Source organism: Duganella sp. GW821-FHT07F09, from assembly GCF_059418705.1.
On record NZ_JBWKQJ010000007.1, the window covers coordinates 84,511 to 98,610 of the forward strand.

Below are 14,100 nucleotides of genomic sequence, written 5' to 3' on the forward strand. Positions count from 1 at the left end.
GGGGCGGCTTGGTGCGGTCGATTAAAACCGCACCGAGGCGCTGGGGCGCTCCGCGATGCGGTCGCGCCACGCCTGCAAATGCGGCATCCCCTCGGCGGAAGGCCGGAACTTCATCAACCCGCGCGCGAACTCCAGCGCGCAGAACGCCGTGATGTCGGCGATGGTGAAGCGCTGCCCGGCGACGAACGGCTGGTTGGAGAGCGTGCGGTCCAGCCAGCGCGCCGTCTCGCGCATCTTCTCGCCCTGCGACGCGCCGAAATCGGCGAACTGCGGCTGCTCCAGCATCGCCAGGCCGGGATGCGTGTGCCGCACGCAGTTGGCGATGCCGAAGAACAGATGCAGCTCCACCCGGCGGTCCGTCATCTCGATGAAAGCCCGCTCGTCATAGCCCTCCCCCATCAGATTGGGCTCCGGCGCGTAACCTTCCAGCCAGGTGCAAATGGCGCGCGTCTCGCTCAGCAAGCGGCCGTCGTCCAGTTCCAGCACCGGCACGCGGCCGAACGGATTCTTCTCGAGGAACTCGGCGCCCCGGTTCTGGCCCGTAGACAGATTGATCTGCACCTGCTCCACATCCGCCAGGCCTTTCTCGGCCATGAACATGGCGACCCGGCGCGGGTTGGGCGTGCGGCTCGACGTGTAGAACTTCATCTCACACACCCCCGGCGCGCGATTGGCCGGTCTCCAGCATCCTGCGCGCCTCGACCGCCATTTGCTCCAGCTCCTCGGGCGTGCTGCGCTCCACGCGCGGCGGCAGTATCAAGCCGCGCTTGACGGCGGGCCGTTCGCGGATCGCCGCCAGCCAGCGCTGCAAGTGCGGCAAATCGTCGACCGGAATGCCGGTCCAGTTGTGAATATTCACCCACGCGAAATTGGCGATGTCGGCGATCGAATAATCGCCGGCCAGGTATTCGTGGTCGGCCAGGTGGCCGTCGAGCACGCGGAACAGGCGCTTGCTCTCGCCCTGATAGCGGTCGATCGCCGGCTGGATCTTCTCGGCGAAGTAGCGGTAGAAGACGTTCGCCTGCCCCATCATCGGGCCGACGCCGCCCATCTGGAACATCAGCCATTGCAGCACCTTGGAGCGGCCCTTGAAATCGGAGGGCATCAACTCGCCGGTCTTCTCGGCCAGATAGATCAGGATGGCGCCCGATTCGAACACGGCGAAGTTGTCCTCCGAGCGGTCGATGATGGCCGGGATGCGGCCGTTCGGATTAATCGCCAGGAACCACGGCTGCTTCTGCTCATTGGTCGACAGCTCCAGCGCGTGCAGCGTGTAGGTCAGTTCCAGCTCTTCGAGCGCGATGGAGATCTTGTGGCCATTTGGAGTGGCGGCGGTGTAAAGGTCGATCATTTGTCTCTGCCTTTGAGTTTGTCTAAAGAGATGATAGCCCGATTCGAAAAATGGCGCCGCCATCAATGATAAAAAATAGATAACACCGGGAGCCCATGGCGCAAAAAAAAACCAGCGTCATCGTGAGATGAAACTGGTCGTAAAACGCTCGAGAGCGTGGGGATGGACGGTGTCCGGCGGCGATCGTGCCGCCTGAACGAAATTTGTGCCGGGCTGTAGGGGTCCGGCAACCGGGCGCTCGGCTGAACCGCGCGCTATGGGTAGTACTTTGCCAGTTATCGGCAAAGTCAGGCTTAGGACTTCATTAAGTTGAACCGGGGGAGGGAAACTTAGGTAGGATGGTGCCGGTGTTTCAGGCCACCGGCGAGCCTGCTGAGTCATGCTTTGTGAAATCCCGCACCTGCTTGGGTACGGCGACCAACTCGAGCACGCTGGGACCAGCGAACGCATAATAATCTTACAATATGACGGCCAAATGACGCACTCACAAATGACGCGCGCACCTCGCGCGCCGAAGACTTCATCGAAAACCGCGCCGTGCGGCCTGGCCGGCGCCGCGCTCCTGATCATGCTGGCGGCCTGCTCGCCGCTGCAAACTCCGGGCGCCTCCATCAACGCGCCATCCGCCCCGTCCACGACGGTACCGGCCGCTCCGGGGCCGGCCACGGCGCTCACGCAGAACGCGGCCGCCGTCCTGCACATCGACAGCGCCCGATCGCTGATCGCCGTCACCGTGCGGCGCGGCGGCGTGCTGGCGCGCCTGGGGCACGATCACGTGGTGGCAAGCCGCGCGGTCACCGGCACGGTGGCGCCGGCGCACAACCGCGCCGACTTCCAGTTCCGCCTCGACCAGATGACGGTGGACGAACCGGATCTGCGGCGTGCCGCCGGCCTCGACAAGCAGCCGTCCGTCGACGCCATCGACGGCACGCGGACCAATATGCTGACCAAGGTGCTCGACGCCGGGCGCTATCCCATCGTCTCGGTGCACGCAGAGCGTGGCGCTGCCGGCGAACCGCTGCGGGTGGCGATCACGCTGCACGGCGTCACGCGCGATTACGCCATCCCGGTCGATCTGCGCGAAGACGGCGGCGTCATGACGGTCAGCGGCAAGGTCGATCTGAACCAGACGGACTTCGGCTTGGTGCCGTTTTCGGTGATGGGCGGCGCCATGTCCGTACAGGACAAAATGGAGCTGCGCTTCTCGCTGGTAGCCAAATAAACTCCGGGGTCAGGTCCTAATGCCGCTAAGTTAAGGCGATTTTCGTAGGGCGGATTAGGCGGAACGCCGTAATCCGCCAGGAGCCGCCGACGGAGCTTGGCGGATTACGCTGCGCTAATCCGCCCTACGTGATTTAGATGAACGCTTAACTTAGCGGCATTAGGACCTGACCCCGGATAAAAAAAAGCCCGCGACAAGGAGCGCGGGCCGAAGGTTTTCAAATCGGGAGAGACTTGAAAGAGCAAGGCCAGTATGTCAACGCCGCATGACGACATGATGACAACCGCCCGCTGAACAAACTTTTTTTATCGGGCGATGATCAGCCGCAGTCCGAGACCGACAAAAATCGCTCCCGCCACCCGGTCCATCCACATGCCGGCGCCGGGATGGCGGTTGATCCACGCGCCCACCGTGCCCGAAAAATAACCCAGCAAGCCGAATACCAACACGCCCTGCGCCGTGAACAGCAAGCCCAGTTGCGCGGTTTGCCAACTGGCGTCGCCGCGCTCGGCCACCACGAACTGCGGCAGGAACGACAGGAAGAACAGCACCACCTTCGGATTGATCGCGTTGGCGAACAGCCCCTTGGCAAACAGCTTGCCCAGGCTTTCGTCGGGCACGCTTCCCTGCACGCGCGCGCCGCCACGGCTGCGCAGGGCGCCGATGCCGAGCCAGACCAGATACGCGCCGCCCACCAGCTTGAGCGCGCCGAAGGCCAGCGGCGACGCCTTGATCAGCGCGCTGACGCCCAACGCCGCCAACACCGTGTGGCTCAGGCAGCCGAGCGCGCACCCCAGTCCGAAAACCATGCCCTGCCGGCGTCCACGCGACATGCCGACGCTGAGCACCATCAAGTTGTCCGGCCCTGGCGAAATGGTGATCAGCAGCGCGGCGCTGAGAAAGCCGAAGAATTGTTCTGGAGTAATTAGCACTGGTCTTGTCCGGAGGCAAAAACAATCATGATAACCGCCTGTTATCTTCAGCTGCAATTCTTCAGCTGCAATATTGCCAACAAAGTTGCCTGCATTCACGGTCAAATTTTGTCTTAGGCAGACTTGTTCTCGTTTAAAATGATCAAAAAACTATCCTCCAGCGGCTTCGGAACACCAATGAGTCTTCGGAACACCAACGCAAGCAAGATGTCCCACGCGTTCACCGTACCGGCCAGCCATGCCGGACGCTACGCGTTGCTCTTGCTGCTGAGTGTGTTCTGCCTGTGGCACCTGGCGCAGTCAGTGGCCGTGGCCGCCGAAGCGCCCGCCGCCATCGCATTGGCCACCGCCACCAGTGGCAGCGGCGTGGACCTCGCCAAGGCCGGCAGGCTCTATGTGGACGAAGGCCAGCCCTACCCGGCCACCGCGGAAGGATTGCCGGCGCTGCTGGCCGGCCTCAAACCGGCCAGGGAAGTCGACCTGCTGGGCGGCGGCTATTGGCTGGTGGCCGAGCTGCGCAACGACAGCCGCCAGTCGGCCTGGGTGATCGATCCCAACGACACGCTGATCGACGTGGTCGACATCCAGATCTACGGCGAAGACGGCAGCGTGCGCCAAATGCTGACCGGCTACCGCCAGCCCCACTCGTACCTGCTGCACTACGGCAAGGACATCGACCTGCAACCGGGACGGCGCTACCACGTGCTGATCCGCTTCTCCAGCCCGTACTACGCGCGCACCCCGGTGTTCTCGGTGATGCCGCGCACCGCCTACCAGCAGTTGGTGGCGCGCGAAAACGTGCTGATCATCGGCTCCATCGGCGCCCTGCTCGCGCTGACCGTATTCAATTTCTTCATCTACTCGATCACGCGCGACCGCTCCTCCCTGTACTACTCGCTATACGTGCTGTGCTACGCGATCGCCTGGGGCATGACCTTCCACCTGTCGGCCGACCTGTTCAACTGGCACAACCTGCACTGGCATTACGTGCCGTTCTTCCTGTTGCCGGTGCTCAGCACGCTGTTCTACACCACCTTCCTGCGCCTGAAGGAGTACGCGCCGCGCCTGTATAAGCTCAGCCGCATCAACATCGTGCTGCCGCTGCTGACCCTGCCGAGCTGCTTCCTGGCCCTCAGCTACGCCCACACCATCGCTACCATCGTCATCACGATCTGGATGACGATGGCCCTCACCAGCGGCATCGTGGTATGGCGGCGCGGCTACCAGCCGGCGCGCTTCTTCGTGCTCGGCTTCGTCGCGCTGATGGTGCCCGGCCTGCTGATCCTGCCGGCCAACGTCGGCCTGATCCCGGCGATGGTCACCAACGCCCAGTTGTTCACCTTGCTGGGCGGCACGCTCGACGGCGTGCTGCTGGCCTTCGCGCTGGCCGACCAGATCCGGCTGCTGCGCAACACGCTGGAACAGCGCGTGCAGGAGCGCACCGCGCAGCTGACCGAGGCCAAGGAGCACGCCGAAGTGGTCAGCCGCCACCGCATCGACTTCCTGTCGGCGATGAGCCACGACATCCGCACGCCGCTGGCCGGCGTGATCGGCATGATCAAGTTCGCCATGCGCGACCAGTCGGTGCGCGGGCGGACCGAGGAATACCTGCGCATCGGCCTGCAAAACAGCGAATCGCTGCTGGCCATCCTCAACGACATCCTCGACTTTTCCAAGATCGACGCCGGCCGGCTGTCGATCGAGACGGTCGATTTCGACCTGATCGCGCTGATCGACGACGCCATCGGCATCCTGCAAGGCCAGGCCGACGCCAAGAGCTTGCTGCTGCGCAGCGACCTGGCGCTGGACCTGCCACGCTACGTCAGCGGCGATCCGACCCGGCTGCGCCAGATCCTGCTCAATTTGCTGGGCAACGCCATCAAGTTCACCGACCGGGGCGAGGTACGGCTCGACGTCTCCGCCAGGCTCGACGCCGCCGGCCGCGCGACGATCGGCTTCGACGTCACCGACACCGGCCCCGGCATCCCCGCCGACACCTTGCCGCGCCTGTTCCAGAAGTTCGAACAGGCCGACCACTCGACCACGCGCCGCTACGGCGGCACCGGCCTCGGCCTGGCCATCTGCAAGGAACTGGTCGAGCTGATGGGCGGCTCGATCGCCGCCGAAAGCCGGGTCGGCGCCGGCTCCACCTTCAGCGTGACGTTGCCGCTGGCGCTGGGCGCGGAACCGGCCATCGATCCCTTCAGCCTGCCGCGCAAGGAACATCACGCCTACCGCCTGCGCGTGCTGTGCGCCGAGGACGTGCGCACCAACCAGATCATCGTCAGCACGCTGCTGGAAAACATGGGCCACGACATCCGCATCGTCGAAAACGGCCTGCAGGCGCTGCACGCGCTCAGCTCGGCCGCCTACGACCTGGTGCTGATGGACGGGCGCATGCCGATGATGGACGGCGAACAGGCCGCGCGCCTGATCCGCAGCGGCGGCAGCGAGGACTACCGCGTGCTCGATCCGGGCATCCCGATCATCGCGCTGACGGCCAACGCCAGCGACCACGACCGGGCGCGCTATCTGGCGGTCGGCATGGACGGCTTCCTCAGCAAGCCGGTCGACGAGCGCCTGCTGTACGACCAGATCGAAAAAATCATCGCCCTGCATCTGAGCCGGGGACGGCCGCTGCGGGCCACCGACGCGGCGCGGCTGACGGCGGCGCGCACCGAAGCGCTGGACCAGCAGTTCGGCGTCGGCCCTGGCGCGGACAGTGGCTTGCCGCCGGACCCGGCGGCGGTGCAGATCATGCCGCTGGCGGGCATGTCGCACAAGCACATGCAGCGCATCACGCAAGCCTTCCTGGAGGAGGCGCCACGGCGCATGGAAACGGCGCGCGCCGCCGTCATCGCCGGCAATACCGGCGCGGCGGCGGCCGCCATCCACGCCCTCAAGGGCAGCGCCGGCTATCTGAGCTCGACGCACCTGCACACGCTGTGCAGCGAAATGGAGTCGGCGGCCACCGCCGGCCAGTTGGTCGAGGTGGCCGACATGCTGCCGGACGTCGAAGCGGCGCTGCACAAGGCTTGCAGCGACCTGCGCACCGCCGTCGACAACGCCAGGGCGTCGGACGTCAGCAGCGCGTAGGCGTAACTTTAGTCCTTCAACTCGGCGGGCACCTTGCCACCGTTTTCCGACAGCTTGATCATCACCTGCTTGTGCAACCAGATATTCATCGACGCCGAATCGTTTTTGTCGCCGGTGTAATGCAGCTCGTCGGCCAGTTCCTTGCGGGAGGCCAGGCTGCTGTCCAGGTTCAGCAGCTTGAGCAGGTCGACGATGGAGGTGCGCCAGTTCAGCTGCTGCGAATTCTGCTGCTGCATCGTGGTCAGGATCGCTTCGACATCGACCAATGGCGTCACCGGCGCGGCGGCGGCCGGCTGTGGCGCCGCGGCGGCCGGCGTGGCCGCGGGTGCCGCGGCGGCCGGGGCAGGCGCGGCGGCGGCTTGCGCCGCTTCAGGTTTCGAGCCCGGGAAAATCTTGTGGAAAATGTTGCTGAGTATGCCCATGGTAGATCCTTTCAAGGTTGATCAAAGATAGACCGCCTTCGCGGCCATCCGTTCCGTCCCGCTTTTTCATTCTTTCGGTATCACTTCGGCCGCGCCGGACGCACCCCGGCATCCGGCTTGGTCAAGGTGCCCGCGCGCAGCTGTCCCACCGCCGCAGCCACCGAGGCGGCCACGTTGCGCACCTCCTGCTGGAACAGCTCGTCGCGATCCAGCACCTGATGACTTTCCGCGTACGACTCATAGTAGCCGACATAGCGGTCCAGTGACGCCTGCTTGCCGGCGTCGATCAATCCCATCCAGTCGAGCCAGTCGGCCAGGCCGCGCCGCAAGCCCTCGATGCCGGCCACGTCGCCATGCACCACCAAGCCGTAGGCGCGGCCGGCCAGGTGCTTGGGATAGCCCCAGCCGGCCAGTTCCAGCGCCTTGGCCTCGACCGCCTTCTTGCCGTGCGTGGTGGTCGGATCGGGATTGCCGCCGTCAGCGCACACCAGCCGGTCGATCATCAGCTTCAGCACCGACGGCGCCTGATACCAATAGGTCGGCGTCAGGATGATCACGCCGTGCGCGGCCACCCATTGCTCGTATATCTCCGCCATCCAGTCGTTGGTCTGGCGCTCGCCGTGGTTCGGATAGCAGCTGCACGGCCAATGGCACAAGGGCATCGCCGTCGACGCGCAGCCCTTGCACGGATGGATGTGCAAATCGTAGCTGGACGTGAGCAGGCTCAGGTCCAGCACATCGCTGTCGATGCCGGATTCGGCCAGCGTCTCGCGCGCCCACTGCGTCATGCGGTGGGTTTTGGACATCTCGCCGGGACAGGTGCCGTCGTTGCGCGCCGAGCCATTGATGAGCAGCACCCTCGAACGGGTTTGCGGATCTTTCTGCGTCCGCTCGGCGGCCAGCAGGCGGTCGCGCGTGGCCTTCCACTCGACCGACAGATCGTAATCGGGATCGGCGAATTCGGCGCCGGCCTTTTGCGTCACAGGCGCCTTGCGTCCGTCATGATAGTTGCTCCAGGCGACCTCCTCGACCTGCGCCAGCGCCTCCGCCACCGGGCCGAAAGCGGGGTCGTAAAAGGAGCGCATGAAGCGCAGGCGGAACTCGTTGCGGCCCAGCGGCGGCGGCGCCTGGCCGGTGCGAACCTCTGGTGTTTTTTCTGTCATGAAAGTCTCCTGGCAATCACCCATCGTGTCACCGGACGAGGCAACTCGTCCGTGCGCGGACGAACGTTCTGTCCCGACATTGAGTGCGTGCCATGTCGATAGTTTCCCCCCGTGCACTCCTACATCGCCTCGGGCTGTGCGCCTACTCACTGAACAGTCAGGGCAGCTTAGGATATGAACTCAGGGAAGGACAGTGTCTTCCCTCTTTTCAAGGAGAAGCATCATGAGCCAACCTAACAAACCCAGCGAAAAAGGTTTCAAACCCGGCGCCAACATGCCCCACGACGGCTACGATCCCCAGCGGGACGGCATGTCGGAGAGCGGCAATCACGCCGTCGGGCATCCAGGCAACGACACGCCGCACGTGAACGAGCAACACGGCCGCGCGCCGGCCCGTTCCGAGCAGAGTCTGCGCCAGGGCAACCTGAGCCGGAGTTACCAGGACAGCAAACAGGATGCGGCGGCCGCCTCGGCGGAGACTACGCACCGGGACCGGGCCGCCGGCGCCAGGGGCGACAACAGCTCCGACACCAACCGCTAGCCGCTAGCCGCTAAGCGCCAACTTCCGGCAACATTACCGATTCCAGTTTACTGGACATGGATTTCCTGTAAAATGGAAATCCATGGATATCAACATATTGATTGCCCGCCGTGTGCGGGAATTGCGCGATGCGCAAAGCCTGTCGCTGGATACATTGGCGGCACGCAGCAACGTCAGCCGCTCGACGATCTCCTTGATCGAACGCGGCGAAAGCAGCCCCACCGCCGCCGTGCTGGATAAACTGGCCAGCGCGCTGGGTGTGGCGCTGGCCAGCCTGTTCGAGGACAAGGCCGGGCCGACGGAGCAACCGTCGCCGGTGGCGCGCGCCGCCGGGCAGCCGATATGGACCGATCCCGCCTCCGGCTACACCCGGCGCAGCCTCTCGCCCGCCGCCCCCTCCCCGATACAACTGGTCGACGTGACCTTCCCGCCAGGGCAGCGCGTCGCCTACGACAGCACGCCGCACGGCGCCGACATCCATCAGCAAATCTGGATCATCGAAGGCACGATGGAGATCGGCGTCGGCGACCAGCAATGGCGGCTGCAAGCGGGCGACACGCTCGCCATGCGGCTCGAACGCCACATCGTCTACTTCAACCCCACCGATGAGCGCGCGCGCTATCTGGTCGCGCTGACCTCCCAACCCGCGACGAGGAGAAACTGATGTCCGATTCAATCACCGTGCGCCGTATCGACGCAGACGAGGCGCGGGAGCGCGGCGAGGCGCTGGCGCTGGCGCTGGCCGATGTGCTGATCGATTGCGTGGAAGGCGGCGCCTCGGTCAGCTTCATGCTGCCGCTGGCGCGCGGGAAGGCGCTGGAATTCTGGCGCGGCGTGTTGGCAGGGGTGGCGCGCGCGGAGCGGGTGTTGCTGGTGGCGGAGACCGATGCCGGTCGGGTGGTCGGCACGGTGCAATTGATCACGGCGCTGCCGGACAACCAGCCGCACCGGGCGGACGTCGCCAAGATGCTGGTGCACCGCGACGTGCGCCGGCGTGGCGTGGCGGGATTATTGATGACGGCCGTCGACGACGCCGCGCGCGATGTCGGCAAAAGCGTGCTGGTGCTCGATACCGTCACCGGCGGCGACGCCGAGCGGCTGTACCAGCGCGCCGGCTGGCATAGCGCGGGCACGGTGCCGAAATACGCGTTGATGCCCGATGGCGCCTATTGCGCTACAACCTTCTTCTACAAGCACCTGGAGTAATCAAGCCTACCTCGACAGGAGCGGTCATGACAACTGCAAGCTTTATTGGTATCGCGGCGCTAGTGATTGCCGTCGCGGGCCCGATGTTGCTGGGCTTGGCTGGATGGTTCGAGACGCGCCGCGTGTCGACGGACGCGGGTCGCGCTATCGCTTGGGACTGGAAATTGACGATCGCGTCGTCGCTGCTCTATGTACTGGCGTTCAACCTCACCTTCCTCATCCAGGAACTGGCGTTGGTACTACCCAAGGCGTTCACGCCTGGACTGCGGCCCACCCTATTCCACAACAATCATAGCTGGGACGGCACACACCCGCTCGCGGCCCTGTTCCAGGGTACCGGCGCCCTCGCCACGCTGCTTACCGGCGTCGCGTGCGCGGTTTTATTGCGGCGTGACGCGGGCAAATCCACCGCACGCCGCCTGTTTCTGTTCTGGATGGCATACAGCGGCGTGTTCATGGCGCTTCCACAAGTGGTGATCGGGGCGCTCAGCGACCGCAGCGATGTTGGCATGGCCATGGGCTATGTCGAACTGGGAACCGCCGGCAAGACCATCGCCGCGCTCCTCGCACTGGCGGCCATTCCCCTCGCAGCCGCCTGGATCGGCAAGTTGTTGCACACTCACGTGGACGGCCAGGAACAGGCCGGTGATGCCAAGGGGCGCAACACCTTCATTTTTAGAAGCGCCACGCTTCCGGGGATGCTGGCGCTGCCGATGATCCTCTTGTTTCGCGTTCCGCGCGAATGGATAGAAGTGCTACTGGTGCCAACGGAGGTGACGGCGGTCGGACTCGCGTGGATACAAGCTGGCGCCTGGCGCGCCGGCACGCAGGCAACCGGAAACGAGGTGGCGATCGATTCGATTTCACGCCCGCTCGTCGCGGTCTTGTGCCTGCTGCTGATCTTCCAGGTTTTGCTAAGGCCAGGAATACACTTCTATTAAGAAGCCGGTAGCGCCTTTGCCGACTCAAACAGTCGTCAGATAAAGTCGGTCTCGCCATCGATCATCGTCGGATGGCCGCTGATCGCCCGCGACGTCTGCATGCCGGCCATGACCGCCGCCTCCACGCAGCCGGCGTTCAACCCCGTCTTGATCCAGTCGCCGGTCAGGAACAGGTTGTCGAAGCCCGATTGGTCGGTCTGCAAACGGTATTTGGTGCTGCCCACCACCGACATCACGTAGCGCTCGGACGGGTCGACATTCGCCCGCCAATATTGCGCATTGAAGCGCTGCACCCCGGTGCCCTCGCTGGCATCGGTCAGCCACTGCCACGGAAACGCCCCCGCAGGCCCGGCCGACGACCACAATGAGGCGATCTCCTGACTAAGCTGGTTGACCGCGCCCTTTTTCGCCAGCTCCGCCATCCGTTTCGGGAAGTCCGTATCGGTGGCCGGAGGATAGCTATCCACCGTCAACGCGCTGCAGAAGTAGGACGTGTTGCGCGGCTCCTGCCCGGCCGGCCAGTCCTCGCGCACCAGCAGCTGGTCCATCGGCGCCCACGTATCGTATGGCTCGGTGAAGCCGCTCAGCACCGGTTGCTGGCCGTTGGGCTGGATGCTCCAACCCATCTGCGCCAGGTCCTTGTCCAGCCAGACCTGGTAGGCTTGCGTCGCCACCGTCTTCACGTGCTCGGAGGTGGCCAGCAGCGCCGGGCTTTTCGCCAGCAATTGCGGACACAGGGCCGGCAGCGATCCGACCGAAATACCGAACACCACCTGGTCGAAATCGACGCCGCGCTTGAGCGTCAACGCCGGCAGCGGCTTGTCGAAGCGCTCCTGATACACGCGCGGCCAGTCGCTCCAGTAGGACTCCAGATTGATCTCCTTCTCCCGCAGCAGCACCGCCTGTTCGGGGTCGATCTGGTCGTAATTCGGCCGGCTCGGCCAGCACGCCAGGTCCTTGACGTCCACCAGCGGGTGATAGTCGTCGCCGGCCAGGTCGACCTGGCGCGTCATGCGGATGGCGCCGATCTCGCGCCCGTCCGGCACCAGCTCCTCGACCTTGTGAAAGAACTTGAACTTGACGCCGCGCTTGAGCAGCGCCTCGTACAACGGCGTGAAGACGGTGTCGCCCATCCCCGCCTGCATCTTGAACATGATGCCGCCCTTGTAGCAAAGGCCGATGCGCGCCATCGAGCGCAGCAAGGTGCCCGCCTCGGCGTTCGGCTTGGTGAAATCGCCGCCCTCGTACGCGAACACCAGATCGTAGAAGCCGCGCACCGGCGCCGAATTCACGCACAGGTCCTCGTCGCCGCCATGCTTGCGCAGCCAGTCGCGGAAATCGATATCGTTGATGACATCGAAACCATGTTTGAGCACGCCGTCGTCGAACACGCCCTTCATCACCGTGATGCCCAGATCGAGGCAGATGAACAGCCGGCGGATGTCGTCGAGGATGTCGCCGTCGGCGTGCGCGCGGTCGACCAGGCCGCGATAACGCGTGCGCAGGCGGCCACGCACGCCGCCCAGCACACCGGCCAGCGCGTGGTGCTCGACCTCCGTATGCACGCCGGTATCGGCCGACATGTTCGCGACCATCCCGGTCAGCGCGCTGGCGGCCAGGGTCAAGTCGTCGGCCAGCTCGTTGACGGTGTTGGCCACCCCCTCGGCCAGGCGGTGCAGCCAGTCCGGCAGCATGCCGCCGTGGCGAGGCTGCTCGTCCACTTCCAGCGTCGCCGTCAGCTCGTCGAGACAGTTGATCCATTGTTCGATCCAGCCCATCATCGCCACGGCCAGTTGCCACATCGAGATTTCCTGGTCGCCCTCGCCCGGCTCCCCGGGCAGCGATGGGAACACGATCGACCAGTTGTGCCAGCGGGCGCCGACCTGCTCCGACAAGGCCACGTAATCGTGCTGCTTGAAGGCGTCGCGCCACGTCGCCAGCGGCGCGCCGGGCGGCCGATCGAGGTTGGTGTAGGCGTCCTTGATCATCCTGAAGGCGTTGGTGTAGAAGCCGAACCAGATATGCAGGCCGTGCTCCTCGATGCGCTGGCCGTATTCGGCGTTGCGGCCGCTCGCACCCTTGCCGCCCAACCGCCAGCCTTGCTGATAGACGGTGATGTCGTAGTTGTTCTGCCACCCCGGCTGGTCGCTCAGATAGTAGGCCGCCGTCATCGAGCCGACGCCGCCGCCGAGGACCGCGATCTTCTTCGGCGCCACGCTCGAGTTGTCGATCAACTCCTCGCCCGGCTGCGCCGTGAAGTCGAAATTGAGTTTGTACGGCAGGATCGCCTGCTGCGGGCCCAGTTGCAGGCCGAGCGTCTCGTGCAGCGGGAAGCTGTCGAAGGCGTGCAGCACGCATTCGTATTCATAGCCGAGCAGCGAGCCGCCGTGGATCTTCTCGATCGTGGCCGGCGCGGCAAGGATCGCCTGGTACACCGCCTTCAATCCCGCGCTGTCCGGGAACTGCTTGAGGAAGATTTGATCGATGCGCGGATTGCGCAGCAGCGAGATGATGTCGTCCCAGCCGGCGGCATCGAGGTTGAAGAAATCGGGGATCGACAAGAACAGCTTGATGGCCTCCTCGATCAGATCGAACAGGCTGTGGACCGGCGTATCGATGCCGGTCTTCTCGGTCGCGTTCACCTCCAGCAGCGGGCGCATGGCGATTTTGGTCTCCGGCGAGAACGGGTGGAAGCCCTTCGCCGAGACGGCGCAGCGCAGCGGCTCGGCGCCGGCGGCGGGGATCTCGTACTCGCACAGGTATTTCGGATAGCCGAACAGCTCGCGGCCGTTGATCAGCGCCATGGCGTCGTCGACGAAGATGTGCGCGGGATAGTAATAGATGTGGGCCAGTTCGCCCTCCTCGTCCATCGCCCCCACCATGATCCAGGTGACGATGTCGATCTCGGTGATCCAGCCCTTGTTCTGATCGACCGCCACCGCCGAATCGGCGTGGTTGACGCGGGTAAACGTCAGCAGCACGTACGGCGAGATGGCCTTGAAGCGCATGCGCCGGCCGGCCACCTGGTTGAGCGTGCCGTCGAGTGTGGCCTGCAACTTGGCCAGATCGCCCCGCACGAAGTAGCCGTACATCTCGGCGTTTTTCAATTGCAGCGGTGAATGCATCATCACCGAGCCACCCTGATAGATATATGAAGGACGCGTCGCCATGGCTTGATTAATGTCAAAAGGTGAACAGTTTTTTAGTGTATGACAAACCGTTCATG

Annotated in this window: 12 protein-coding genes; 6 read left to right on the top strand and 6 right to left on the bottom strand. The window is 64.5% G+C overall.

Annotation, left to right across the window (positions count from 1 at the left end; all coding sequences use genetic code 11):
* Positions 1-21: 21 nt before the first annotated feature.
* Together AC07P1_RS19230 and AC07P1_RS19235 are read right to left on the bottom strand one after the other, a co-directional pair.
* Positions 22-648 (bottom strand): glutathione S-transferase family protein, encoded by a 627-nt coding sequence (locus tag AC07P1_RS19230; protein WP_494697317.1) that lies wholly within the window; start codon positions 646-648, stop codon positions 22-24.
* Between the two features lies 1 nt (position 649).
* Entirely contained in the window at positions 650-1,351 is a 702-nt protein-coding gene (locus tag AC07P1_RS19235; RefSeq protein ID WP_494697318.1) for a glutathione S-transferase family protein, read from the bottom strand.
* A 490-nt stretch (positions 1,352-1,841) separates the two neighbouring features.
* Between AC07P1_RS19235 and AC07P1_RS19240 the strand changes: the two genes are divergently transcribed.
* Positions 1,842-2,573: a YceI family protein gene (locus tag AC07P1_RS19240; protein ID WP_494697319.1), complete on the top strand. Its 732-nt coding sequence runs from the start codon at positions 1,842-1,844 to the stop codon at positions 2,571-2,573.
* Between the two features lie 305 nt (positions 2,574-2,878).
* On the opposite strand, the gene AC07P1_RS19245 is transcribed toward AC07P1_RS19240, so the two are convergent.
* Complete coding sequence (locus AC07P1_RS19245) at positions 2,879-3,505, bottom strand: LysE family translocator (protein ID WP_494697320.1); 627 nt, start codon at positions 3,503-3,505, stop codon at positions 2,879-2,881.
* Between the two features lie 177 nt (positions 3,506-3,682).
* Between AC07P1_RS19245 and AC07P1_RS19250 the strand changes: the two genes are divergently transcribed.
* On the top strand, positions 3,683-6,601 hold the full coding sequence (locus AC07P1_RS19250; protein WP_494697321.1) for a hybrid sensor histidine kinase/response regulator: 2,919 nt from the start codon (positions 3,683-3,685) through the stop codon (positions 6,599-6,601).
* Between the two features lie 8 nt (positions 6,602-6,609).
* On the opposite strand, the gene AC07P1_RS19255 is transcribed toward AC07P1_RS19250, so the two are convergent.
* Both AC07P1_RS19255 and AC07P1_RS19260 read right to left on the bottom strand, forming a co-directional pair.
* Positions 6,610-7,023, bottom strand: coding sequence for a DUF3597 domain-containing protein (locus tag AC07P1_RS19255; RefSeq protein WP_494697322.1), 414 nt, complete (start codon positions 7,021-7,023; stop codon positions 6,610-6,612).
* Between the two features lie 80 nt (positions 7,024-7,103).
* On the bottom strand, positions 7,104-8,186 hold the full coding sequence (locus AC07P1_RS19260; RefSeq protein ID WP_494697323.1) for a flavodoxin family protein: 1,083 nt from the start codon (positions 8,184-8,186) through the stop codon (positions 7,104-7,106).
* Between the two features lie 223 nt (positions 8,187-8,409).
* Between AC07P1_RS19260 and AC07P1_RS19265 the strand changes: the two genes are divergently transcribed.
* The 4 genes from AC07P1_RS19265 to AC07P1_RS19280 all read left to right on the top strand — a co-directional run bounded on the left by AC07P1_RS19265 (position 8,410) and on the right by AC07P1_RS19280 (position 10,874).
* Positions 8,410-8,727: a hypothetical protein gene (locus AC07P1_RS19265; RefSeq protein WP_494697324.1), complete on the top strand. Its 318-nt coding sequence runs from the start codon at positions 8,410-8,412 to the stop codon at positions 8,725-8,727.
* A gap of 82 nt (positions 8,728-8,809) precedes the next feature.
* Positions 8,810-9,391, top strand: a complete 582-nt coding sequence (locus tag AC07P1_RS19270) for a helix-turn-helix domain-containing protein (RefSeq protein ID WP_494697325.1) — start codon at positions 8,810-8,812, stop codon at positions 9,389-9,391.
* Positions 9,391-9,933 carry a GNAT family N-acetyltransferase gene (locus AC07P1_RS19275; protein WP_494697326.1) on the top strand — a complete coding sequence of 181 codons (543 nt, stop codon included), beginning with the start codon at positions 9,391-9,393 and terminating at the stop codon, positions 9,931-9,933. The genes AC07P1_RS19270 and AC07P1_RS19275 overlap by 1 nt, the downstream gene beginning before the upstream one ends.
* Positions 9,934-9,959: 26 nt before the next feature.
* Positions 9,960-10,874 (top strand): hypothetical protein, encoded by a 915-nt coding sequence (locus AC07P1_RS19280; RefSeq protein WP_494697327.1) that lies wholly within the window; start codon positions 9,960-9,962, stop codon positions 10,872-10,874.
* Between the two features lie 35 nt (positions 10,875-10,909).
* Here AC07P1_RS19280 and AC07P1_RS19285 read toward each other — a convergent pair whose 3' ends face one another.
* Positions 10,910-14,002 carry an NAD(P)-binding protein gene (locus AC07P1_RS19285; RefSeq protein WP_494697328.1) on the bottom strand — a complete coding sequence of 1,031 codons (3,093 nt, stop codon included), beginning with the start codon at positions 14,000-14,002 and terminating at the stop codon, positions 10,910-10,912.
* Positions 14,003-14,100 lie beyond the last annotated feature (98 nt).